A 23986-nucleotide genomic window follows, 5' to 3' on the forward strand; every position below is an offset into this window, starting at 1 on the left:
ATTAAATTTATATTAAACAAGTAGTTAAAAATTTACTTTGTTAAAAAATATACTAAATTTTATTGATTTTAAAGTTGATCAAAACACTTAGAATTAATAAAAATAAAACCAACTAGAATGGTATTGTTTAGATTTTATTAAACCAACTAAATTAGTTTGATTTAGTTTTTTCTTTAAAAATTAATCTGATTAAAAGAGTTGGTTTTAAATTTTTATAATTGTGCTGTAAAATAAATCAACCACTTGAATTCTTACACAAGTACGATTTTATGTTTTAGTAAATAATAGACTTTTTACTAGAATTTTACTTAAAGTAAGAGCCCCATTGGCTCATGTAAAAGATGAAAGAGTAAAATATCGGATTGTGGTTTCATGTTTATTCTAAAGAGTAAATTCTAATTTTTGCGATGTCGTAAATTAGGGGGGATGTTATGCAATATTTAGTGGGTTATAAAGTGGAGCTATCAGTGTGAAGGGTGGTTTTCATCTCGTAGAACATGTTTAAATTTAGCTATAGATCTCTGAAATTATTGCTGATTAAGTTTAGTTTTCGCTTAGACTATTGCATTAAATTCTGCTTCATTTCTTGATGTAAAGTTATTATTTTATTAAAGTTTATGGGGGAGAACAAGATATAAAAATATAGTGAGTAATTGTACTAATACGTCGCACAAAAGAATGTTGACTTAAATGAACAAATTATGAATTAATATTGGTCTGAACTAAATAGATGATTTGAAATTGAAATCTTCTTCGCAATATAATGGGATTTTCTAAAACGTATTAAGATAATTTGAGATTGAAATTCTAATTCACCAAATTCTGGTTCGACTTGGATATAGTGAAGCTGTCCATTTTCATCACGTACTCGTGCTTGAGCTGAAAAACCTGGGCGTGCATTACCACTAGAAACAGTAGCTAATCGTCCAAGCAAGTCAACTTGATTCAATGCAACTTTAGGTTTTATCACCTGATCCAAACAATGAATCATAAACACGGTAAAGAAGATTGCAATCACCAATGCGGGTAAAACCACATAATACCAAGCGGCAAAAACTTGTTTGCTGGCAAAGATAGATAGCTGTAAAAAATAGCCTGCAAAACTAAAATTCAATAATAAAAAAACGAAAATAAGAACTTTGGAAAATTTAACTTGTAGTAAGGGGGATTCGATGAGCCAATCTGGTGAAATTTTTTTCAGAAAGGTACTTGGCCGTAAGCCGATATAGTAGCCAAAAGTTTCTGCCATACTCAGCAGAATTAAAGCCAAGACACTGAGGTGAAAGGGCATTAATTCATGTTCAAATAAAAATCCAAGCATGGCAGTTTCCAATCTTATTCGTCCTCGATGTAAATACCACCATCTGAATGGACTGAAATATTTACTTTTTCAAGTTTATCACCCAGACATGGTCCTGAAATACATTCACCTGTTTCAACTTCAAACAAAGCACCATGTGTAGAGCATTGAATATATTCGCCATCTTGGTCTAAAAACTGATTTTCAAGAAATTCTAACTCAGTTTGTAGGTGTGGGCAGACGTTTTGATAGGCATAAAATGCACCATCACGTTGAGTGATAAAAATTGTATCACCTGTCATTGTGTCAAACGCACGTGCCTTACGCTCTTCAATTTCATCGGTCATTGCAATTTTTTCAGACATTTATGCACATTCCTTTTTGAACGTTTCGAGTAGATTTGCGTATTCTGCAACGTCTAGACGTGGCCCAAATTTAGACACCACTTCACTAGAAATAAGAATAGCAAGTTGTGCCGCAGTTTGTAAATTTTCACCATTATTTAAAGCATATAAGAAAGCACCTGAGAATGCATCACCAGCGCCATTTGCATCGACTGCATTTACTTTACGACCTTGAACATAAAAATGTTGTTTTTGATCTGCGACCAATGCACCTTTTTCACTCAAGGTGATGACCACATCAGTACTTAGCATTTTTAACTTATTGAGCGCAGCTTCTACAGAGTCAGTTTCTGTATACATCATAGCTTCTTGTTCATTACAGAAAATTAGATCTACACCATCATCGATTAATTCATTTAAACCTTGACGTGCATATTGCACCATAGCTGGGTCTGATAGAGTTAATGCGATTTTAACCTTGTGATCACGTGCAATTTGACGTGCTTGATTTACTGCAGCTCGTGCTGAATCACTTGTAGACAAATAACCTTCGATATATAACCATTGTGCTGTCTTTAAAGGTTCAAAATCCATTTGTAGATCTGAAAGCTCAGCAGTAATACCGAGATAAGTCTGCATCGTGCGTTCTGAGTCCCCACTGACTAAAACCATACAGGTGCCCGTAACGCCTTCACTGATGGATTTTTTAGAAGTTTTGATGCCTGCTTCATTTAAACCATCGAGATAAATTGTGCCTAGATCATCATTTCCAACACGACAGGCATAAAATGCTGAAGAACCTAATGCACTAAATGCCACTGTTGTATTGGCAGCTGAACCACCAGATGCTTGACCTTTATAATTTTGGCTAGCTTTTAAATTATTGTATAGCTGAGTTTGGGACTCACCATCTGCGAGTTGCATGGTGCCTTTTTGCAAATTTTGTTCAGCTAAAAAGTGATCTGATACTTTAAATTCTTGGTCAATGAGCGCGTTACCAATTGCAAAAAGGTCAACTGTAGCCATGTTCTTCATCACATCAATGTTAAAAACATAAAGTTTACACGAATGCTCAGCTTTACAGTAGTTTGTTGAAAAAAATTCAATTACATTTGTCAAATATGGTTTGTTGGAGTTTTATAATCTGCTTGTGTGCTGAACAAAACTGTTTTTGAGATGATTTTTGCTTCATTTAAGCCATTGTTTTTATCAATGTGCGTGATTAAATTAGATTGCTAGGTTAGGTTTTGTTTGGAAATAAACATAGGCATAAAGTTAAAACTGTCTACAGACCCTAAACATATTGGAGGTTGAGTGAATATTTTAATTCAACAGGTAGATCAATTGCCTGCGCAAATTCAAGATTTAGCTATAGTTGCTGAGAAAGAAGGGTTTCATTTTATTCAACGGTTGGTTGATGAATTTCAGAAAGGAACCAATAAATTTAATCGACATGGTGAATTTTTATTGGTTGCGTTTGATGGAGATAAACTGGTTGCATGCGGTGGTTTAAATATTCAAATCAGTGAAGATGGTGATACAAAGCATAACCCTGAAACTCAGCATAAAATTGGTCGGGTACGTCGTTTTTATGTATTGCCTGAATACCGCAAAAATGGATTAGGTAAAAGTTTATTGCTTGAACTTGAAAAAAGAGCAAAACCCAATTTTTCTGCATTGTGCTTAAATAGTGAAAAAGATGCAGCGCCATTTTACCAAAAGCAAAATTATGTTTTTGTCTCAAATCACCCAAATTATAATTACTTTAAATATTTAATTTAGTGAATTTGGAAATCCTTTGGTCTCTAATCTGTAATGTTACGCAACAACATAATTTGAAAATGCTGCTGGATTACAAAGATAGGCTTTAAGGTCATCTTGATTTTTGGAGACGAATTTGTATTGATCTCCAAAAATAGTTTTCTTGGTAAACATACTAAAAATAGCCTAAGTAATTCTTTTCTACAAAAACCTAAACATAGATAAGCCATATTTAATCAGTTTTTGTAAAGTCATGATAAGTACTAAATACAAATCTTACTGAGTCTTTAAGAGGGTTAAGTGACTTTTTTCACATTTTAATTCTATTTTAAGTCGAAGTATAGACTATAGCTTTTAACGCATAATTGCTGAATATGTGAAATGAAGCAAAATGATTTAGATGTGCTGATTGCAAAAGTTCCGCAAGTCACATTACTATTTTGGATCACCAAAATCTTTGCAACCACTTTTGGTGAAACGGCCGGTGATGCTGTGTCAATGTCGCTTAATTTAGGGTATTTGCTAGGAACCTTTATCTTTGCTTTTATCTTTATCGCTTTTGTCTATTTTCAAATTCGGGCTAAGGCTTTTCACCCCTATTTATATTGGTTTACCATTATTGCAAGTACGACAGTGGGGACCACATTAGCAGACTTTGTCGATCGCTCACTGGGTATTGGCTATTTCGGTGGAAGTACGTTATTACTCAGTTTGGTATTGTTGACTTTATATGCTTGGTATAAGGTTGAAGGAACAATTTCACCACATATTAATCAGCCCCGAGCAGAACTGTTCTATTGGTTAACCATTACCTTTTCGCAAACTTTAGGTACAGCATTGGGAGATTGGTCATCAGATACAGCAGGACTGGGTTATAGCGGTGGGATTGTGTTATATGTGGTATTGATTTTAATCGTCATCACTTTGTATTTATTTACAAAAATATCCAGAGTTATTTTGTTCTGGAGCGCATTTGTGCTTACTCGACCATTAGGTGCTGTGGTTGGTGATTTTCTAGATAAACCAATTGATCATGGTGGATTAGCCCTGAGTCACTTCATAGCATCAGCTGTATTGTTGAGTGTAATTTTGATCTGTATTTTTATTGCTCAGCGTTGGGATACAGAAAAAACATAAGCATCACTAATTTAAAAATATTGAGTAAAAAAAGTGAAGTTTTACAGTGATGATCGAATCTTTTGATCATCACTTTTTTTATTTATCCCATTGCTCATTCTTGATATTTTGACAGTAATTCGCGATTAATTCTGATTGATTTACTAAGAATTAGTTTTAGGAATGAATCGCATTTATTTAAGTTTCGGTTATACTTAAACGTATAGATAAATATTTAATATTGGAGATCGCATGACTGTAGATGTCACTGAAACCTTATCTCAAACTGTTCATCCTGCGTTTCAGCTGGTACGTCAACACCATGTAGAAGCTTTAGACATTTTAGTGTCTGAATATAAACATAAAGTGACTGGTGCGATGCACTACCATTTAGCAACAGATCATGACGAAAATGTGTTTCTAGTTGCTTTTCGTACTCAACCGATGGATTCCAAAGGTGAGGCGCATATTCTTGAACATACAGCGTTATGTGGTTCAGAGAAATTTCCTGTACGTGATCCATTCTTTTTGATGATTCGTCGTTCATTAAACACATTTATGAACGCATTTACGGCAGCAGATTGGACGGCTTATCCATTTGCAACACAAAATAAAAAGGATTTCCAGAACTTATTGGAAGTCTATTTAGATGCTGCTTTTGCTGCCAATTTAAATCCATTGGACTTTGCTCAAGAAGGTATTCGTATTGAGCTTGAAAATGGTGAACCTGTTTATAAAGGCGTGGTATTTAATGAAATGAAGGGAGCGATGAGTTCGCCTTCAGACCAGCTTTATCATCAGCTTGCACATCATTTGTTCCCGAAAACAACTTATCATTATAATTCTGGTGGTGATCCAAAGGATATTCCAGACTTAACTTATGAAGAGTTAGTAGCGTTTTATAAATCACATTATCACCCAAGTAATGCTGTATTTATGACCTTTGGTGATGAGCCTGCTTATAAATTGCAAGAACAATTTGAAAAGTTGGCGCTGTCCAAATTCAGTAAAGGTGAAACGATTTACTCTAAAGAAGAGCAGCGCCTCACAGCACCAATTGAAGTACAAGAAACCTATGCTGTTGATGCAGAAGATTTAAAAGAAAAGACGTACCATATTTTGTCTTGGTTATTGCCGAAGACCAGTGATGTTAAACTTCGCTTGGGTATGCGTTTAGTTGAAGGGATTCTTTTAGAAAATTCAGCTTCGCCATTGCGCCATTATTTAGAAACATGTGGTTATGCGCAGTCTACGGGTCCAATCATGGGTGTAGATGATTCAAACTATGAAATGACGTTCTATTGTGGTGTTCAAGGTTCAAACCCTGAGCATACTGAAGAATTTAAAAATGGTGTACTCAATATTCTTCAAGATGTTGCTTCAAAGCCTATTGATAAAGAAATGGTTGATGCAATTTTGCACCAAATTGAATTACATCAACGTGAAATCAGTGGTGATGGTACACCGTATGGTTTAACGCTGATCCTCAATGGTTTGGGTAATGCAATTCATCATAATGATCCAATCCATGCCTGGGATGTAGATACTGCCATTGCAGAAGTAAAAGAAGAACTCAAAGATCCGATGTGGTTATCTAATTTGATTCAAGTTCATTTATTGGATAATCCACATCGTGTACAAATGACTTTAGTTCCAGATGCAAATAAATCTGCTCAAGAAGCAGAAGATGAAAAATCACGTTTAGCGAAAATTGGTGAGGCTTTGTCTGAAGCAGATAAAGCTGAAATTATTGCTCAGACAGAAGCTTTAAAAATCCGTCAAGAAACACCAGATGATTTGAGCTTATTGCCTAAAGTCGGTTTGGAGGATATTCCTGCTGAATTGGCCATTGTTCAAGGTCAATTGCGTGAAGTGATTTGCAATGGGGTAGATACACCATTACATCTGTACCATGCAGGTACAAACGGAATTTACTACCAACAAGTATTGATTCAAATTCCAGATCAAATTGTAAAATCGCCTTATTTCAACTTACTGTCTGTTCTCATGGGAGAAGTGGGGGCGGGCGAATATGATTATCTTGAACTTCAACAGTTACAGACTGCTGTCAGTGGCGGCTTGGGAATGGGCGCTTCGCTTCGTTCTAAAACCGATGACAAAGGTCAAATCAGTGCATGGTTGACTTTAACAACTAAATCTTTAACTGATAAATTTGATGCCATTCAGTTGCTTAAACTGGCTTTTGAGCAGTTACGTTTTGATGAAAAAGATCGCATTATCGAACTTTTACAACAACGTAAAACCAGTTGGGCTTCTCGTTTATCTGGTTCTGGCCATAGTTATGCGATGCAAATTGCCTCACGTCATATGAGTGCGTTAGCAAAACGCGATTATGACAATACAGGCCTAGGCGCATTGAATTGGCTAGGTGATTTGATTGCAAAAATTGAAAAAGATGATGCGGCATATGATGCGTTTATAGATGAGTTAAAATCAATTCATAAAGGTTTAATGCTTGCACCAAAACAATTTTTATTGGTGTGTGAAGAGCATCATTCAGAGCGTTTAGTTGAAGAGGTTCAAACTGTTTGGGATAAGCTTAAGGTTGATCAATCTCATGTTTATTTAACTCAAGTGGCTATGGATGAGAGCGATGCAGATCAAGCATGGTTAATTCAAGCCAATGTTCAATTTTGTGCTTCTGCTTACCAAGCTGTAGATGTTGCACATCCAGATGCTGCGCCGTTAATGGTACTTGCAGGCTATTTACGGAATGGTTTCCTACATAGTGCCATTAGAGAAAAAGGCGGAGCATATGGTGGTGGTGCAAGCTATGACGGCAATGCTTGCTCGTTCAGATTCTATAGTTATCGAGATCCGCGCCTTGCAGAAACATTCCAAGACTTTGAGGCAAGTCTAGATTGGTTATTACATAAAGAGCAGCATGATTATCAACTTGAAGAAGCAATTCTTGGTCTAGTTTCGAGTATGGATAAACCTGGATCACCAGCAGGTGAGGCCATTACTGCATGTTATGCATTGCTTCATGGACGGACACCTGCGTTTAGAAAGCAATTACGCGAACGCTTATTAAACGTTACTATTGATGACCTTAAGCGTGTCACACAAACTTATTTACTTGAGCAAAAGCCTGTAAGAGCTGTAGTCGCTCCAGTTGTAAAAAAAGACGTGTTGGAACAATTAGGTTTTGAAATTAAGAAAGTAAATTAACCCTATAAATTCTTTCTGGAGAATTCTATGTCGTTCAAAAATTTTGAACGTACACCATTAAATCTGAGCATCTTAATGATGCTCAGTTTTGGTTTGGTGACCATTGTACACGCAGATGATACTGCACAAGTAAATCCTGCAAGTACACAAGCCTGTGTTGCACTCGAATCTAACGCTGATCGTTTGGCTTGTTACGATAAAATATTTAAAACGCCTGCGGTTGCTCCGCAAGTTTTGGTGTCAGAGCAACGTGCTGCCTTAGATATTCAAAAAGCCAATGTTGAACCTGAAACACTAAAAGACAAAATTACCCAGACAGCTGAAAATTTATTTGCAATTCATGGTGATAAAATTGATCCCAACACCTCATTACTTGATCGACGTTGGGAGCTTTCAGAAGATAGTAAGTTAGGTACATGGAATATTCGGGCGAATCAACCTGTATATTTACTTCCTGCATTTTGGACCAGTAAGAAAAATGAATTTCCACAGAGCCCAAACCCCCAAAATACAGTGGAAGAAGATCAAAATTTAAAGTCTATGGAAGCAAAATTCCAGATTTCTTTAAAAACCAAAGCTGCTGAAAACGTGTTTGGAAATAATGGTGATGTTTGGGTAGGATATACACAATCTTCTCGTTGGCAAGTTTACAACAGTGAAGAGTCCCGTCCATTTCGTGAAACAAATTACGAGCCTGAAGCAAGTTTAATTTTTCGAACCAATTATAATTTATTGGGTTTAAATGGACGTTTATTAGGTTTGACGTTGAATCATCAGTCAAATGGACGTTCTGATCCACTTTCACGTAGCTGGAATCGAGTAATTTTAAATCTTGGATTTGAAAAAGATAATTTTGCTTTGATGGTGCGTCCGTGGTATCGCATTGAAGAAGATTTTCAGGATGACAATAATCCTGATATTAAAAATTATATTGGTCGTGGTGATTTAACCGCATTCTATCGTTGGAATGACAATGATTTTTCTTTGATGCTACGTCATTCTTTAAAAGGTGGGGATGATTCACATGGTGCAGTGCAGTTTGATTGGGCGTTCCCTATTAAAGGGAAGTTACGTGGTCATTTTCAATTGTTTGATGGATATGGCGAAAGTTTGATTGATTATAATCACCGTGCGACCTATGTTGGACTAGGTGTTTCATTAATGAACTGGTATTAATCATTTAAAATAGCGTTGATTGGCTAGATTTAAATAAGAAGCTGTCTTTATATAAGGCAGCTTTTTTGTTTTTGATTTATACGGAAAAGTTGTTGTTTTATCTGGATAAGTAAGCGGAAAGCTCAAGAGTACTGTTTTTATATACTAGTTTAAATATTGCAATAACATAAGTAATAATTTGAGTACAAATGATGGAGGGTACTTAATCATATCAAAATAATCAATTCTGTTGCCTCGTCAAGCCGATTAATTCTTGATTCTAAAAATATAATCATTGAACTGCATGTTGTAGCTAAAATATATCCAAATAAGGCTATGATGTATGCTTAATCAATAGAATAGACGCAATAAAAAACCACGCTATTTTTAACGTGGTTTTTATAATTTGGCTATTTAAACGCTTTATTTATGAAGCGCTGACTGTTGAGTCTTCATCTTCAGTGGTTTTCTGTTCAGGTTCAACTAAAAAACCACCCGTCTGCCTATGCCATAAATGCGCATAAATACCATTTTGTGCAATAAGCTCTTCATGGGTGCCTTGTTCTGCAATTTGACCTTGATCTAGCACAATCAAACGATCCATTTGTGCAATGGTTGAAAGACGATGGGCAATCGCGATCACGGTTTTCTTTTGCATTAACTCATCTAAGCTTGATTGAATTGCAGCTTCAACTTCGGAGTCTAAGGCACTGGTTGCTTCATCTAAGATTAAAATTGGCGCATCTTTTAAAAATACACGTGCAATGGCAATACGCTGACGTTGACCACCCGACAGTTTTACTCCACGCTCACCAACATAAGCATCATAGCCAGTACGACCTCTTAAATCTGAAAGTTGTGGAATAAACTCATCTGCTTTGGCTTTTCTTACTGCTTCATACATTTCTTCATCAGTCGCATCAGGACGACCATATTTAATATTTTCCGCAACTGTACGATGTAGCAACGAGGTATCTTGGGTAACAAGCGCGATATTTTTTCTTAAACTGTCTTGAGTGACTTCCTCAATATTTTGACTATCAATGGTAATTTTTCCCTCATTAATGGTATAAAAATGTAGAAGTAATTGAATTAAGGTGGATTTTCCCGCACCAGAACGTCCAACAATACCAATTTTCTCACCTGGTTGAATGTTTAAGTTGAAGTGATCAATTATTTTTTTGCTATTATAGGCAAATGTGACATCACTAAATTTAATACTGCCTTCAGTCACAACAAGTGGTTTGGCATCTTCTTTGTCTTGGATATTGATCTGACGGCCTAAGGTTTGCATACCATCTTGAATTGTTCCGACATTTTCAAACAGGGCAGAGGTTTGCCACATCATAAATTCAGCCATACTATTGAGTTTAAGAATCATGGCTGTTGTTGCCGCAATGACACCAATCGCGGCTTGCCCCTGTAACCATAACCAAACAGCAGTGCCTAGAACTCCAAAGAATAAAACGGCGGTCAGCAAATTGATGCAAAGTTCGTATGCAGTGCCTAAACGCATTTGTTTGAACACAGTACGCATAAATTCTTTCATTGATTCTTTTGCATATTGACTTTCACGGCCAGCATGGGCAAAAAGTTTCACTGTCTGAATATTGGTATAGGCATCTGTTACTCGTCCGGTCATCACCGCACGCGCATCGGCTTGTTCTTTAGATATTCGTCCTAATCTTGGAATGTAAAATAATGCTGCACTCACAAACAGTGCCAACCACAATAAAAGTGGAATCAATAGAATAGGGGAAATTGAGCCCAATACTATACTGATGGTGATGAAGTAGATGACAACATAAGTCACCATATCGCCTAAAATCACCCAAAACTCACGTACTGCTAGCGCTGTCTGCATAACTTTTGCAGATAAACGACCTGCAAAGTCATTATGAAAGAAGTCTAAGCCTTGGCGTAACATAAGATTATGAAATCTCCAACGCAAACGCATTGGAAAACTACTGTATAAAATCTGATGTCTGATAATAGATTGCATACTGGCAAAAAAGATATTTGCCAATAAAATACAGCTTAAAAAGATCAAATTTTCACGATGATTCACTAAAAAGTCTTGAGGTTTTGACTGAGTCAACCAATCGACTAAATGTCCGATTTGTGAAAAGAATAAGGCTTCAAAAGATGCTGTTGCAGCAGTGAATAATATTAAAATCAATAAATAACGCTTAACACCAGTCGCAGCTTGCCAAACAAATGGAAAGAACTTAGTGGATAATGGTTCGTTTAAACCTTTCGACGGATATGGATCTACTAACTTTTCAAACCATTGCAGCATAGTTTACCTAACTTTATGTGAATTACTTTAACAATTATGAGTTTGCAAAAATTTACTTTCTAAACAAGATCTTACATGAGATGCAAGTTTAGTTTTGAACATGTGAAAACCTATGTGAATAATAAGTTTATTACGCCAATATTTACGCCATAATTAATAAAGTAGGAATGGCGTAAATAATTATGGGTTCAATTAGACAAAGAAGTCTTACCGATGGCACTATTCGTTATCGAGCTGGAATTAGAACTAACAGAAAAGTCTATCTAGTTTTCATTGAAAGCAAAACATTTAACCCTCGTAGAATAGCAGAAAAATGGATTGAAGATCGTAAAAAAGCGATTAACCTTAATCCTAATATATTAAATGGTCATTCTGATCTGATAAAAATGAGTTTAGGAAATGTTATAAAAATATTTAGAAGAAGTAAAAGGTGTATATATTATCTCAAAAATAAATACTTTGAAGCAGATACAGAAATTTGCAATTGCTAAGTTAACTATTTCAAACTTAAGATCAATTGATATATCAAACCATGTTAATTTGCGAAAAAATGGTAATGTCGAATACATTTGATAACTGTTGCTTGAAGTACAATTCAAAATGAACTAATACTAATAAGGGGAATTCTGACTCATGCAATGATTATGTGGGAATCGGTAATATATTGATGATAAAAATGCCAATCAAATTGATTGGCATTTTTGAAATAGCAAATTAATTTAGGTAAAGCCTACAATGTTTGCCACTGATTTCTTACTTCTTCTGAATTTTTATTCAAAATTACATTTCCATCTTTAATTTCACTCACCCAACTTAATGGAATCAGATGATGTTCATTATGTTCATCATCACTTCGTGTCAATTTAATGGAATCTTTTCCCTCAAGATGATCGACTTTACCGATCTGTGTACCACATGAAGCAATTACTGAAGCATGTTCTTTAATATCGTTAGCATTAACGTTACTCATAATGTTTGCCTATTTATTGTTCAAGTTGAGATACCAGTCTAAAACTTAAAAAAAGATAATGATGTAAGTATTTTTAAGCTTTAAGTTTTATTGAGTTAAGAATGTAAGGTTTAAAGAGTTATTTAATTTAAAAAATTATATTTGTAAACAGATATAAAACTAATGGTAATGTGATTTTTTTCTCACTTGCTTTGATATATTATTTTTGGTTCCTTTATTTTTTGTGATGCAATTATAATTTAAAAATTTTATTGAGAAGTATATGATTATTCGCTTTGATTTTAATGATGTTGTTGAGATATTTTATTTTAACTTTATGTTTTATAATTATTTATTTTTAATTTATCAAAGTGAGGTTTTAGTGTTTTATATTGTAATTTAATGTTTTTTATTTAAGAAGTTTTAAAAACGATAATATTCAACAGTGCTGTGGTTTTGAACATGTTTTATTTTAATTTACTTAATTCTGTTTTATACAAACTGCTCTTCAAACTATAACAAATAGTAATATTGAATGAAAATAATTAATCTAGGATGATTATCGTTGACTGAGTATCTGGATTAATAATTTTTATCAAATAGAGGATTAAATATGTCAAATTCTAATATAGATAATGAAGTTGTTCAAAATATGAGTAAAGAACAACGTAAGCAACTAAATGCTGACCCTATTTCAGGTGAGCCAGGAGCTCACCCAATTGGCACAGGTGTTGGTGCAGCAGGTGGCGCAGCAAGTGGTGTAGCTATTGGAGCCGTTGGCGGACCTGTAGGTGCTGCAGTCGGGGGAGTAGTAGGAGCAGTTGTTGGAGGATTAGCAGGGAAAAGTATTTCTGAAGCTGTAAATCCAACAGATGAGGATATTTATTGGCGTGAGACTTATAATACGCGGCCTTACTTTAAAGACACGGTTAACTTATATGATAATGTAGATTACGATCGTGATTATCGTGATGCCTATCAACTAGGGTACACTTCTAGAAGCAATTATCCTTATGAAACAAAATTTGAAGAAGTTGAAGCTGATCTTAAGCTTCAATGGGAAAAGACTAAAAGAGAGTCTCGTTTAAAATGGGAAGAAGCAAAACATGCAGTTAAAGATGCTTGGGAAAGAGTAACACGTTAACAGACGCTCGAAAAAGTAGTCCTTCAATGTAAGGGCTATTTTTGTCAAGCATTTGTTTTCTAGCAACATTTCATATTTTCACCTACTTCTATAAACAAACACAAGTAATCAGGATGTTTCTGTGCCATGCTTGCTAAATCATAATCTCCATTAAATCGCTTTCCCTTTTTTGCTTTCTGATTAGCGATATTTGCTTCTGTTTTGTTGGAACCAATTCATACTGAGACAGGCAATCCGCTTCATTGTTGAATACGTTCGTGCATTCCTTGGCGATAATCAATCACCAAGATTATAATTATGCTTAAAACTTGATAGATCTAGAAAACACTCATCAATTCAATAAATCTCGAGTTCGGGTGGTGCGAAATAACTGGCAAAAAATGAATGAAATCGACGTGACATCTCAGCATATATCGCATAGTTACTTGAAGGAACTTGAAAACAATTTTTCTGGACAGCATCTTTGATTTGAAAAAATGGAGGCTCATTTTAATCCCAATAGCCTTGACTTAGTTACTTCGAGCTACTGCGCAACCATTGTTATTTAATAAAACTATCACCAAGACATTATTTAGCTTCGGGTTAAAGAAACGCTCACACCAGACATAGCAATTATTGATATCAATAAGAACAAATATCTTTTCTTCATGTATCATTTAAAGTTCTTAATAATTTTGGTGACAACACCCCAAATTACTAATTCTTGTTCATTGCGGGGGAGGATTGGTTTGTACTCAATATTCTCAGGTTTGAGCCACACTGCAGGCAAATTTCTAAGATCATTTTCATTATGAAAAATATTAAACAATTCATCATGTGACATCCGTTGTGTAATCATCATTCTTTTCACAGTGAAATCATTGTCAATGAATGCGATAACAATATCTTGGTGCTGTGATCGAGTACTTCTATCGACAATCAAATAGTCAGTGATATCAATTCCAATGTCTTTCATCGAATACAACTCAACTTGAACAATGAATGTAGCTTCCTTATTTGAAATAAGCAGATCATCCATGTCAACAGTTTTGTCTATATAATTCTCAAATACTGAGGAGGAATCTGCAGTAATTTTATTTAAAACTAATGGAATAGAATACTTAGTGATTGCCTGAAATGACGATATTCTAGATAGGTCAGATGGACATTTTAATTTAGATGAATGTGCTCTGATATCAATAACTTTAGAGCTTTTCAAGTGATCTAGACTTGCATCTTTAAGCTTTTGAAGTTTAGCTTTCGATAATTTTGAATTTAATTCAATATTCATAAAAAATACCACTTGAATAAGTTACGTATTCAAGGTATTAAATGTAATAGTTTTTAATTTCAAATTTAAACTATGTGGATAAACAGTCTTAATTTAAAAAAGGTCACTTTGTTTGGCTACTTCAGATGAGTGTTCACGAGGGAAAGCGGAAAATCATCACGCATTTCAAAGAAATTTTCGTGTGCATTTTCTTTATCAATATTCAAGCAGTCTTTTCGATATTCTCTTGATATGACTATGATTGATCTTTTTTCATCGGTAGGCGCATAAAATTGCTTCATGAAAGGATGATTGTCAGAATTGATTGCAATCATTGAAAAAATATTATTATTTTTTAATTAACTAATCATCGTGAGTTTCTGCAACAGCGAATGGTAGTCGTTCTTACGGTGAATTCTGTACAAATGGCTTTTACCATCGATGCACTTGAGATCATCAAATTCTTGAACCGGCACAAAGTAAAACTTGCTATAAGTCAAGCATGTCGAAAGTTAGGCTTCTCAACTATAGTTTCAGTTCAAGTATTATAGGTGTGTCCCTAACTTTGTATCATCAGCCCATTTTAGAATTAGTGCAAATCTTCATAAATCTAGGTTAAACTCTTTCATAATAATTGGAGCAGGGTATAACGGATAAACGTGTGACTTTAAAGGATAATCCATTGCATTGAGTTCGATTCCTAATTGAACAAATGCTGTTATTTTTGGAGTTTGATAGTTTGAGCACATGAGTTAATCAATTTATTATAAATTTTAAATTTCGTTTTTAATTGTATTACAATAATTTATTGGTTAGTTATTTAATATATAAAAATTAACTGGATAAAATAATTTCATAAGAGTTAATTGATATTTAATATCAGTACATTGAACAAAATTAAGAAAAATTAGTTTACATATTTTATCTGAAACCATATTTAAAAAAAAATTAAAAATAGGTTATATTCCTAATCAATTAAGATCGACGGAAATCTTCTATTGGATATTCAAGAAATAGTACTTCAAGATGAAAATTTTCATTTACATAAATTGGTAAAAGTTAAAGATACCACTTATGACCCTATAAAAAAGGATAGGTCTATTTTATGGTTTTGGATTTACTCTGAAACTTCTGATTTTTTTCACTTTGAATTGTGGGATCAATTAGACCGTGCTGTGGTAAATCAAAATATTACTCATAAAGATTACCAGTTCAAAGTTGTAAGCATCAATGATAACAAAAAAATAAATTATTCATGAATAATAATTTTTTATCATATAATTAAAATATTTAATTAACACTAAGAAACTATTTAAATTTTTATATTGAGGAGATATTGGTATTTCAATTTACATGAGAATGTTAAAATTGGAAAATTTAAAAAATGATTATGTCTCAATTAATGGAATTGCAGAATGTGTCCAAGATTAAGAGGTGCTTGATCAATTGTGGTCCGCTTCGTATGGAACTTTTTTTGAACAAGGAAAGTCGGATCCAAATATTCAATTAGTACGTGTAATATGTAATGGTGCACAATACTGGAAAGGTGCAGGAAAATTTGTAACTCTTTTCAAAGTAGCAAAAGCGTCAATATCACATGAAACAGAGCAGCTTGGAACAAGTCATTCTGTTAAGCTATAAATTTTTGTAAAAAAGACGAACTTACGTTCGTCTTTTTTTATTAAAGAAAATTAGATATTCCACGTTGGTTTAAACCAACTCGCTTTCGAAGCCGAGTCTGCTTTTCATTTAAGAGTTCATTTAAGAAGGCATCTAAATTGTCTTCGGTTAAAGCAGTAGGAGTGAACGAGTCGTAACCTAAACGATTAAAGAAGACCTCTGCTTTTGAGCACTTTTGAACATATTTCATTGACCAGTTTTTAAAACTAATTTGGTCAATTTCTACATTTTTGAATTCAATAATATCTTTATGCCTAGCGTCATTTCTAATGTTATGGAATAGCTCTAGTACAGTTGATCTTTCACCTTCAAGACACTGGAAAAAAAAGTTATTAGCATAGTAAAGCACACCAAAAACATTGTTTTTCGAATTAAAATCTCGAGCAGTATTCAAAATATCATTTAAATCTTCTATGAGGTCATTAGTTGATTCATTTCTTGTACTTGCGTAGCACAAACGAATCATGATTTATCATCTAAATTAACGTTTTCAAAATAGACTAATGAATTACTCATCGATTTCAAAATTATATGGTTCATGAGCATACTCCGAAGCTAAAAGGTCTATGAATGAAGGAATAGTGTTACTTGAAAGAAGAAATGGGTTAAAATCATCAAGATGGTGTTCTTGAAAAAAGTCACCTAATCTTTTGTTAACAGGTGCAAATTTCATATTCCAATGTTTGAATAATCCAACATCGCATTTCTCATGATAGAGAATTTCACAATTTTGATGACGTGGATCTTTTAAAATGCGGTTATAAAAAAGATCATTAACTTTACTCTTGCTACCTTCAAGACATTGGACAAAATATCCATGTCCATAGTAAAGAACTCCTGTAATCTCATGACGAGAATTAAAATCAACAGCAGTGTTAAGAATATCAATTAGATCAGATTTAAGTTCAGGGTGCGCTTGTGTCGCTTTACTAGCGTATAAAACCCTTACAAATTCCATTATGAATTCATCCAGTTTGATTTGTTACTGATGGTGTGTGATAACTATTTAATTTTATTAGTAAACTTTATGTTTCCACATAGAAAGAATAGTAACTTTAAAAGTTTACAACATAGTTAGGATTCAAGCCAATTTAAAATAAAAACGATCAAAAAAAAATGTAATGTAAACTTTTTTTACTTTTACTTAAGCTAATTGTTAATATATTGTGTTGAAGTAATAGTTTATTAAAATTAACTTTATGAAAATAAATGAAATAATTATAATTTTTTAAATATTAATAGGTTAAAAAATAAACAAATGTACGAAATTTCTCACAATCATGTAAGCCAGAGATTACAGCCTGAATTTTTGATTTATATATACTGCGTTCATACACCATACGTGTTCATTATTATTAATATACAACTGAATATTAGTTTAAGATGTGGTCGCTTACACTTAAATTAGAATAAGAAGTTATAAAATTAATGAGCATAATAATAGATGGTGTATTGGGGTAGTCTTCCCCCTTAGTTGCTCTACTAAGGGGGAAGCATTTTATTAAATCTAAAGTAGAGGAAATGAAATGTTAATTTTAAAAAATTTTTTTATATTTATTATCTCAGTTTTAATTATATGTTTAATAATCATAATTTTTGACAAGTTAGGAATACATAAAAAGTTTAATGTATTCTTTTCGGCAATGTTATATGGTCTTATTATGACCTTATATCTAAAAAAAGTATTTTTAAGTCTTTTATTTTTCTTTGGCTTTTATAGTCTATTATTCATGATTAGTTATTCAATTGAAGTTATAGGAATGCTTCTTATTTCCTGTTCAGTTCTTTTTTTAATTAAGATTGTTATGCCAAAACTAAAGAATCAAGAAATAAATAGGTTTTTTATTTCTGATAAGCTATATAAAGAATAGGTTTTTATATAGATTGATTTAGATAAATTTTATTTAAATCAAAAAAAATTAAATATTTTAGGAGTAATAATGTATGTTTCGTTGGGCGATAATTTTTGCAGTTATAGCATTAATTGCTAGTTTATTAGGTTTTGGTGGAGTTGCTGGTCTATCGAAAGATTTTGCTGTAATTCTACTAGTTGTAGCTGTTATTTTAGCAATTATTGGTTTTATATCTCGTGGAAAATCATAGTATTTTATATAGCCAACTATCGAATATATTTGTTCTATAGTTGGCTAATTTCTTTACAGTAAATTATCTCATTAATAATCTATAATTAAGGTTTTTATGAAAAGTAGTAACTATATGTGTGTTTTAGAGCAGATCTATAATTTTTTACTTTTGACACCGGACTTCAAGAGTAAGACCAAGTCCGAGAAAATTGTTGCATATTTCAAAGCTTTAAATGAAGGAGATGAAACTGACTTTAAATTTAATAATTCTAATAAAGTATCCGGTAAGTTTGGAAATAAAAAAAATATTTTAATAATGAGTGCACCTGAAATAAGTAATAAATACAAATTCTTATCTTGGGTTGATGAGCAAGTAAATTCATAGTTTTTAAAGTAAGGTGTTTATATGCATCAAAGGCGCAAGCGTAAAAAAGTTACAATACTTCCTGAATGGTCTACAGATCAAGACTGTTTTTTAATTGAAAATAGTTCATTGCCTATAGAGTTATTGGTTGATTCATTGTCATTTACTGAAGATGAAATACTTGAGAGAAAGATACTTTTAGGGTTAGTAAGGAGGCACAGACAGATGATGAAAAGCTCTTAAATCAATTAATTCTGTCTATTTTAATTTTTAAAAATCTACTTCGATTTAAGCTGAGTGCAGAATTTCTAAGAAAGGGAATTTCATAGTTTGAGTACACTCACGGCTTCATTCATTGTTAAAATATAATTATTTTCAATATCATCAAAAAATTGAAATAAATAAAAATAATTTTACGCTATTTATTGCACTAAGATTTGTTTAAATTTTTTAAATCATTGATTGTAAATTAAAATTGAATCAAACCATTGCAGCAACATAAAATCCTCGGGGAAATTTTATAGATTGATTAAATTGTAAAATATTGAAATGCAGTTACAACCTGAACAGCTTAAATTATTTTAAGACAAATTCTGCAGAAATTGGGAGAATAGCGGTGTAATGTAGATTGTGTATTTTTCGTGGAAATACACCAGTTATTTATATCGAATAAAAACGATTTACATTGCGCCTAAACCTTGTTAAAAAAATTTATCGGTTCAATCAGGATTGCCCAATGAATTATAGCTTAGCCATTGAGCATCCTAAAAAACTAATCAAACTTAGCTAGCAGTATTAAAACGCTAGATGTCTACTTTTTAATTTTGGGTTTTAAGTCATTTACAAAGAGTATCAATCCAAACAGTATTGGGCTACTCAGTATACATAAGGCCACAAAAGAGATGCTATTGCCATAATTTACACTGAATAAAAATAAAGCCGAGATGATCAACGCAAACGCGATAACTTTTACCAGTTTCACATGTTGCGCTAAAACAGACAATTTACTTTTCTGAGTCTTGGTGATCTGCTTTGAACTGATCAAATATAAGCTATAACTGGCAATCAGGATCAGGAGAAATGCAAATGCCAATATCATGATACAGATTCCTGTGATTGTTTTTGTTCTAGCTTTTTCTTGATCTTAGCCACAGCTTTGTTTTGAATCGGTGTGATTCTTTGATGTAAAAAAATCGCTAAAATGGCAAATAACCAGATCATTAAGTCCACACGTAAAAATAACCAATAGTCCTGTAATGAATGAATATATTGATTAGAAATCAGATAATAGACATTTAAAATAGGCAAGGCTAATGTCATGGCAATTAGCAGCTTGAGCTGAGTTTTCCAGAGATATTGTTGTTTTGTGCAGAGCGCAATAATAAAACTGAATAACCACAAAGTAAAAAATGTATAGACTTCATAATTCGGTGTATCTGATTGAAGTTGTACAAAACGATTGGCATACAAATAACCCAACATCGCAATGGGTAAACCAATAATCATCGTGGTATTGAGTCGGTTTACCAGATAATGCCCAACGTGAAAATGATCATTTTTCTTTTGTAATTGTCGTTTTAAACTCCAGAGCAATAAGCCAGAAGCAATCATTGCACAACCTAAGAGGCCAGAGAAAAATAAGCCTAAACGCAATAAAGGTTGGGCAAAATTCGCCATATGCAGTCCGTACATACTGGCATTTAATGTTGCAATTGCACTGTTATTACGGGTATTCCCAATTAAACCACCTGTAGCGCCATTAAAGCTAAGTTGTGCTTGATTACGAGTAATCGAATGATCTTCTAAGGCAGTAATCGTGAGCTTAGCAAGCTGTGTATTGGGTTGATCTACGGTAATGTTATCAATATTAGTTTTTCCCCATTGCTGTTGGGTTTGTTGCAGGAAATGTTGAATAGATAACATATTCTTCGGCTGTGCGTGTTGAGCCTTGTTTGCAGTTGAAACATGACGAATTTCATCAAAATACTGATATGGATTATCTGGATAGGCTTTTTTCATCCCTGCGGGGAAAAGCAGATAGAAAAAGATCGCTAAGCCGGTAAATGTAATGGTTAAGAAAAAGGGCAATGCTATTACCGAACTTACATTATGAAAATCTAAATATGAACGCTGACCTTTAAATACTCTTAAGGTAAAGAAATCTGTAAATATCTTTTTATGGGTAATAATGCCTGAAATCAAGGCTATAAACATAATTAACGCTGCAAAGGTGACAATCAAACGACCAATCGAGTAAGGCATTCCATAAAGCTGATAATGAAACCCATAGAAGAAATCACCGCCTTGTGTGGCAGAAAGACTCAATTCTTTACCTGTATTGGCATCTAAAGTTTTACTTTCATAACCACCATCGGCTTTTTGCCAATAAATTTTATTTGCAGGGGTATTCTGATTTGCAACGCCGATATACCAACTTTTTGCATCTGGGGCATTTTTTTGCAAATAAGCAAACGCAGACTGTATAGCGGATTCCTGTTTGATTTGCATACTTGCGAATTGTGGTTGCATCCACATACTAATTTCATGGCGATAATATGTTGCAGAACCTGTCAAAAAAATTGCAAATAACAGCCAGCCGAAGGTAAGCCCGATCCAAGAGTGTAACCATGCCATAGATTGACGAACAGATTTATGCATGAGTTAACCTATAAACTTGGAAAATAGGAAAAAAGTAGCGACCAGAGCTAGGCTGATCAGCGTAAGCTTCTTTAAAGAATGAATACAAAAGCTTAGAATCACAAAAAAAATGTAAAAAATAAGTGCGCTAAATGCTGCCAAATAAATAGATTCAGCCTTGGCAAAATAAGGATAAAACACGTCAATTAAAGTTAAGGATACTAAATAACTGCACAGATAGCCCATACCAAAAGCCAGTATAAAACGAAAGAGCACTGATAAAGGGTAGAGCACAATCTGCATAACGATCACTTTCTTGCAATTGAAAACGCCTTAATCATAAAAAGATTAAGGCGAGTTCAGATTAGTATTTAAATTTTACAGCAACACTATAGTTTGTAGATGGGCCATAAAAAGCCTGACCATCAGGAAAGCTATATAAATATTTTTTGTCTGTCACGTTGTTTACATTTGCCTGTAGCGAAATATGCTTATTCAAGTCATAGCTACTCATCATATTCACTAAAGCATAAGCATCTTGGGTAATTGTACTCTTTACCGAAGAATCATACTGCTTAGTCGCATCTTGCCATTGTAAAGCTGCACCAATTTTCAGTTTAGGTATAGCAGGAATAGTATAAGTCGTTAAAAGATTAATGGTTTGGTTCGGGTTGTAAGTACGAGCCTCTCCACCATTTTTTAAATCTTTTAAGCTAAATTGGCTATAACCAAATGCAATATTTAAGTGATCTGTTAATTGCCCAGCCAAACCAACTTCTACCCCTTGAGAGCGTAAATCACTGGTTTCAACTTTTCGATTGAGAATATTTCCATCTGAATTGCGCAAAGGGTAATTACTTTGTTCTGTTCGAAACACCGCCAAAGTTCCAGTGAGCTTGTCATCTAGCCATGAACTTTTAATACCTGCCTCATAGCTTTCACCTTCAACTGGTTTGAGTGCTTTATTATCAGTACCCACTCCAGATTGTGGGCGGAAAATAGAGGTATAGCTTAGATAACCTGTGTATTCAGGGCTAAAGTTATAGGTAATGCCAGCATAAGGAGATACTTTGTTTTCATCATAGGCCATTGATGAACCGTAACTTTCACCTTCACTTTTAGCTTGAACATAATTTAAACCGAGTAAAAGTTTCAAATCATCGTTTAAGTGTAGTCGTGTTGCCGCATATACAGAATTGAGCTTTTGGGTATAGTTTGCCGCATCACTAAATGCTGACCAAGTGACTGATTGAGGTGTCCAGCTTGCCCAGTCTGTGGTTTGATTATTATTGATATTGTTGTCATTAATTGTGCCTGACGTCTGTTGATCATACTGTTTATTTTGTAGATAACTATAACCCAGTGTCGCTTCGTGTTCACGGCCAAATAATGAATATGAGCCTTGTAGATTTAAGTCGGCAAAATGACTTTTTAGACTTTCTTTTCCGCCCCAAGCGGTGAGGGCTACACCTGCTCCATTTTGATCAGGATAACCGAAATAATAGAGTAAGTTACTGTTATGGTCGGTTTGGGTGTAGTTATAACTCAGCTTAGCTGTCCACTTGTCATTAATTTTTTGCTTTAACTCAGCAAAAGCATTTTGTGACTTATTATCCCAATATGTCCAATCTGGATTGGGATTATAATTACGCTCATAGGAAAGTTGTTTCCCATCTGCACCGAGAAGTGGTAAAGCACCCCAATTATTTGCATTAGGTTTATTCTGTTGTTGGCTATAACCGACAGTTAATAACGTGCTATCACTTAAATCCGCATCAATGATGCCAGAAAATCCATTTTTCTCAGATGAATAACGGTCTAGATAAGAATCTCCAGTTTGCTCATAACCCATCAAACGTCCGCGGATGCTGCCTTCTTTATTTAATGCACCTGAAACATCTGCTTCATAGCGTTGGGTATTCCAAGAGCCATAACTTAGCCCAGCATTGGCTTGAAATTCTTGAGTAGGACGCTTACGGATATAATCGATTGTTGCGCTTGGATCACCAAAAGCATTGGTTAAGGCATCTGCACCTTTAATCACGTCAATACGATCATAAAAATATGTATCAGGATTGGTATTATTATAATTGTAGCTGCTAGAAGGGAAGCCAACGCCATCTGTTAAAATATTTGATATTTCAAAACCACGGGCAGTGTAGGTTGAACGTTCGGTTTCTTGACTGCTGACAGTAATACCTGGGGTATTACTTAAAGCTTCACGTGCACTATTGAGTGCAAAATCATTTAATTGCTGACGTGTAACAACATTCACTGTTTGTGGTGTTTCTTTGACAGGAATATTCAGCTTGGCAGCACTTGCAGATTTTTTAACGATATAAGATTTTGATTGTTCGGAGCTTAATTCAGTTTGATCAGCTGTGGCTTGAACTGAAATTGTGGGTAGATTTTCAATATCTTCAGCAAAACTCTGCTGGGCAATGAGTACCGCTAAACTAAGAATAGAGAACTTAAAACTGTGTAGGAGAGGATTTAGCATTGCTTATCTTAAATGATAATAATTATTGCTTAGTTTATTGTTAGTGAGGTGGGCTTACAATAGTCGTGCAATTGAAAATATAAATAGAAAATAAAATAACGATAGAAAATTAGATGAATTGTTATATAAATTTCCCCATTTTCCAAGCCAGCATCCAGTTTGAGTATTCACGATTAAATCCTATGAATATGCTATGATGCGCTTATAGTGCT

At 33.8% G+C, this 23986-nt stretch carries 22 protein-coding genes and 1 pseudogene; 10 read left to right on the top strand and 13 right to left on the bottom strand.

Annotated features, from left to right (window positions below; translation table 11 throughout):
- Positions 1 to 706 precede the first annotated feature (706 nt).
- From AC2G3J_RS08320 to AC2G3J_RS08330, 3 genes are read right to left on the bottom strand one after another with little or no spacing between them, the layout of a single operon-like run.
- Entirely contained in the window at positions 707 to 1321 is a 615-nt protein-coding gene (locus tag AC2G3J_RS08320) for an OB-fold-containig protein (RefSeq protein ID WP_336950769.1), read from the bottom strand.
- Positions 1322 to 1335: 14 nt separating this feature from the next.
- Positions 1336 to 1647: a Rieske (2Fe-2S) protein gene (locus AC2G3J_RS08325; RefSeq protein ID WP_162242519.1), complete on the bottom strand. Its 312-nt coding sequence runs from the start codon at positions 1645 to 1647 to the stop codon at positions 1336 to 1338.
- 18 nt (positions 1648 to 1665) lie between these two features.
- Positions 1666 to 2670, bottom strand: a complete 1005-nt coding sequence (locus AC2G3J_RS08330) for an adenosine kinase (RefSeq protein ID WP_336950770.1) — start codon at positions 2668 to 2670, stop codon at positions 1666 to 1668.
- Positions 2671 to 2958: 288 nt separating this feature from the next.
- Here AC2G3J_RS08330 and AC2G3J_RS08335 point away from each other — a divergent pair, with 288 nt between their 5' ends.
- From AC2G3J_RS08335 to AC2G3J_RS08350, 4 genes are all read left to right on the top strand, one after another.
- Positions 2959 to 3426 (top strand): GNAT family N-acetyltransferase, encoded by a 468-nt coding sequence (locus tag AC2G3J_RS08335; protein ID WP_336950771.1) that lies wholly within the window; start codon positions 2959 to 2961, stop codon positions 3424 to 3426.
- Positions 3427 to 3786: 360 nt separating this feature from the next.
- A complete protein-coding gene (locus AC2G3J_RS08340) occupies positions 3787 to 4542 on the top strand; it encodes a COG4705 family protein (RefSeq protein ID WP_336950772.1) in 756 nt (251 codons plus the stop codon).
- Between the two features lie 231 nt (positions 4543 to 4773).
- Complete coding sequence (locus AC2G3J_RS08345; RefSeq protein WP_483770942.1) at positions 4774 to 7713, top strand: insulinase family protein; 2940 nt, start codon at positions 4774 to 4776, stop codon at positions 7711 to 7713.
- A gap of 27 nt (positions 7714 to 7740) precedes the next feature.
- On the top strand, positions 7741 to 8889 hold the full coding sequence (locus AC2G3J_RS08350) for a phospholipase A (RefSeq protein ID WP_336950775.1): 1149 nt from the start codon (positions 7741 to 7743) through the stop codon (positions 8887 to 8889).
- Positions 8890 to 9295: 406 nt separating this feature from the next.
- Here the strand turns inward: AC2G3J_RS08350 and AC2G3J_RS08355 are convergent, their stop codons facing one another.
- Entirely contained in the window at positions 9296 to 11167 is a 1872-nt protein-coding gene (locus AC2G3J_RS08355; protein WP_336950777.1) for an ABC transporter ATP-binding protein, read from the bottom strand.
- Between the two features lie 182 nt (positions 11168 to 11349).
- On the opposite strand from AC2G3J_RS08355, the gene AC2G3J_RS08360 reads away from it, so the two are divergent.
- The gene (locus AC2G3J_RS08360; RefSeq protein ID WP_336950779.1) at positions 11350 to 11658 is read left to right on the top strand and encodes a hypothetical protein; all 309 of its coding nucleotides are present in this window, start codon (positions 11350 to 11352) and stop codon (positions 11656 to 11658) included.
- A 239-nt stretch (positions 11659 to 11897) separates the two neighbouring features.
- On the opposite strand, the gene AC2G3J_RS08365 is transcribed toward AC2G3J_RS08360, so the two are convergent.
- Positions 11898 to 12137: a DUF2171 domain-containing protein gene (locus tag AC2G3J_RS08365; protein ID WP_336950780.1), complete on the bottom strand. Its 240-nt coding sequence runs from the start codon at positions 12135 to 12137 to the stop codon at positions 11898 to 11900.
- A 592-nt stretch (positions 12138 to 12729) separates the two neighbouring features.
- Between AC2G3J_RS08365 and AC2G3J_RS08370 the strand changes: the two genes are divergently transcribed.
- Complete coding sequence (locus AC2G3J_RS08370) at positions 12730 to 13260, top strand: hypothetical protein (RefSeq protein ID WP_483770943.1); 531 nt, start codon at positions 12730 to 12732, stop codon at positions 13258 to 13260.
- 652 nt (positions 13261 to 13912) lie between these two features.
- Here AC2G3J_RS08370 and AC2G3J_RS08375 read toward each other — a convergent pair.
- Complete coding sequence (locus tag AC2G3J_RS08375; RefSeq protein ID WP_483770944.1) at positions 13913 to 14530, bottom strand: LexA family protein; 618 nt, start codon at positions 14528 to 14530, stop codon at positions 13913 to 13915.
- Between the two features lie 93 nt (positions 14531 to 14623).
- Positions 14624 to 15258 (bottom strand): annotated as a pseudogene (locus tag AC2G3J_RS08380) (SOS response-associated peptidase family protein).
- A gap of 249 nt (positions 15259 to 15507) precedes the next feature.
- On the opposite strand from AC2G3J_RS08380, the gene AC2G3J_RS08385 reads away from it, so the two are divergent.
- Both AC2G3J_RS08385 and AC2G3J_RS08390 read left to right on the top strand, forming a co-directional pair.
- Complete coding sequence (locus AC2G3J_RS08385) at positions 15508 to 15768, top strand: hypothetical protein (RefSeq protein ID WP_336950783.1); 261 nt, start codon at positions 15508 to 15510, stop codon at positions 15766 to 15768.
- 175 nt (positions 15769 to 15943) lie between these two features.
- Positions 15944 to 16150 carry a pyridoxamine 5'-phosphate oxidase family protein gene (locus tag AC2G3J_RS08390; RefSeq protein WP_483770945.1) on the top strand — a complete coding sequence of 69 codons (207 nt, stop codon included), beginning with the start codon at positions 15944 to 15946 and terminating at the stop codon, positions 16148 to 16150.
- 40 nt (positions 16151 to 16190) lie between these two features.
- On the opposite strand, the gene AC2G3J_RS08395 is transcribed toward AC2G3J_RS08390, so the two are convergent.
- Together AC2G3J_RS08395 and AC2G3J_RS08400 are read right to left on the bottom strand one after the other, a co-directional pair.
- On the bottom strand, positions 16191 to 16658 hold the full coding sequence (locus tag AC2G3J_RS08395; RefSeq protein WP_336951462.1) for a BLUF domain-containing protein: 468 nt from the start codon (positions 16656 to 16658) through the stop codon (positions 16191 to 16193).
- Between the two features lie 39 nt (positions 16659 to 16697).
- Positions 16698 to 17147, bottom strand: coding sequence for a BLUF domain-containing protein (locus tag AC2G3J_RS08400; RefSeq protein ID WP_336950785.1), 450 nt, complete (start codon positions 17145 to 17147; stop codon positions 16698 to 16700).
- 986 nt (positions 17148 to 18133) lie between these two features.
- On the opposite strand from AC2G3J_RS08400, the gene AC2G3J_RS08405 reads away from it, so the two are divergent.
- Both AC2G3J_RS08405 and AC2G3J_RS08410 read left to right on the top strand, forming a co-directional pair.
- Positions 18134 to 18292 carry a DUF1328 domain-containing protein gene (locus AC2G3J_RS08405; RefSeq protein ID WP_336950787.1) on the top strand — a complete coding sequence of 53 codons (159 nt, stop codon included), beginning with the start codon at positions 18134 to 18136 and terminating at the stop codon, positions 18290 to 18292.
- Between the two features lie 96 nt (positions 18293 to 18388).
- Complete coding sequence (locus tag AC2G3J_RS08410) at positions 18389 to 18658, top strand: hypothetical protein (protein ID WP_336950788.1); 270 nt, start codon at positions 18389 to 18391, stop codon at positions 18656 to 18658.
- Positions 18659 to 19448: 790 nt separating this feature from the next.
- Here AC2G3J_RS08410 and AC2G3J_RS08415 read toward each other — a convergent pair.
- The 4 genes from AC2G3J_RS08415 to AC2G3J_RS08430 form a co-directional block, all read right to left on the bottom strand.
- Positions 19449 to 19736 carry a hypothetical protein gene (locus tag AC2G3J_RS08415; RefSeq protein WP_336950790.1) on the bottom strand — a complete coding sequence of 96 codons (288 nt, stop codon included), beginning with the start codon at positions 19734 to 19736 and terminating at the stop codon, positions 19449 to 19451.
- Entirely contained in the window at positions 19733 to 21295 is a 1563-nt protein-coding gene (locus AC2G3J_RS08420) for a PepSY-associated TM helix domain-containing protein (RefSeq protein WP_336950791.1), read from the bottom strand. Before AC2G3J_RS08420 ends, AC2G3J_RS08415 begins: the two co-directional genes overlap by 4 nt.
- A 3-nt stretch (positions 21296 to 21298) precedes the next feature.
- Positions 21299 to 21577: a hypothetical protein gene (locus AC2G3J_RS08425; protein WP_419327333.1), complete on the bottom strand. Its 279-nt coding sequence runs from the start codon at positions 21575 to 21577 to the stop codon at positions 21299 to 21301.
- A 61-nt stretch (positions 21578 to 21638) separates the two neighbouring features.
- Positions 21639 to 23774: a TonB-dependent siderophore receptor gene (locus tag AC2G3J_RS08430; RefSeq protein ID WP_483770946.1), complete on the bottom strand. Its 2136-nt coding sequence runs from the start codon at positions 23772 to 23774 to the stop codon at positions 21639 to 21641.
- Between the last annotated feature and the right edge of the window lie 212 nt (positions 23775 to 23986).

It is taken from the genome of Acinetobacter legionensis (assembly GCF_057165765.1).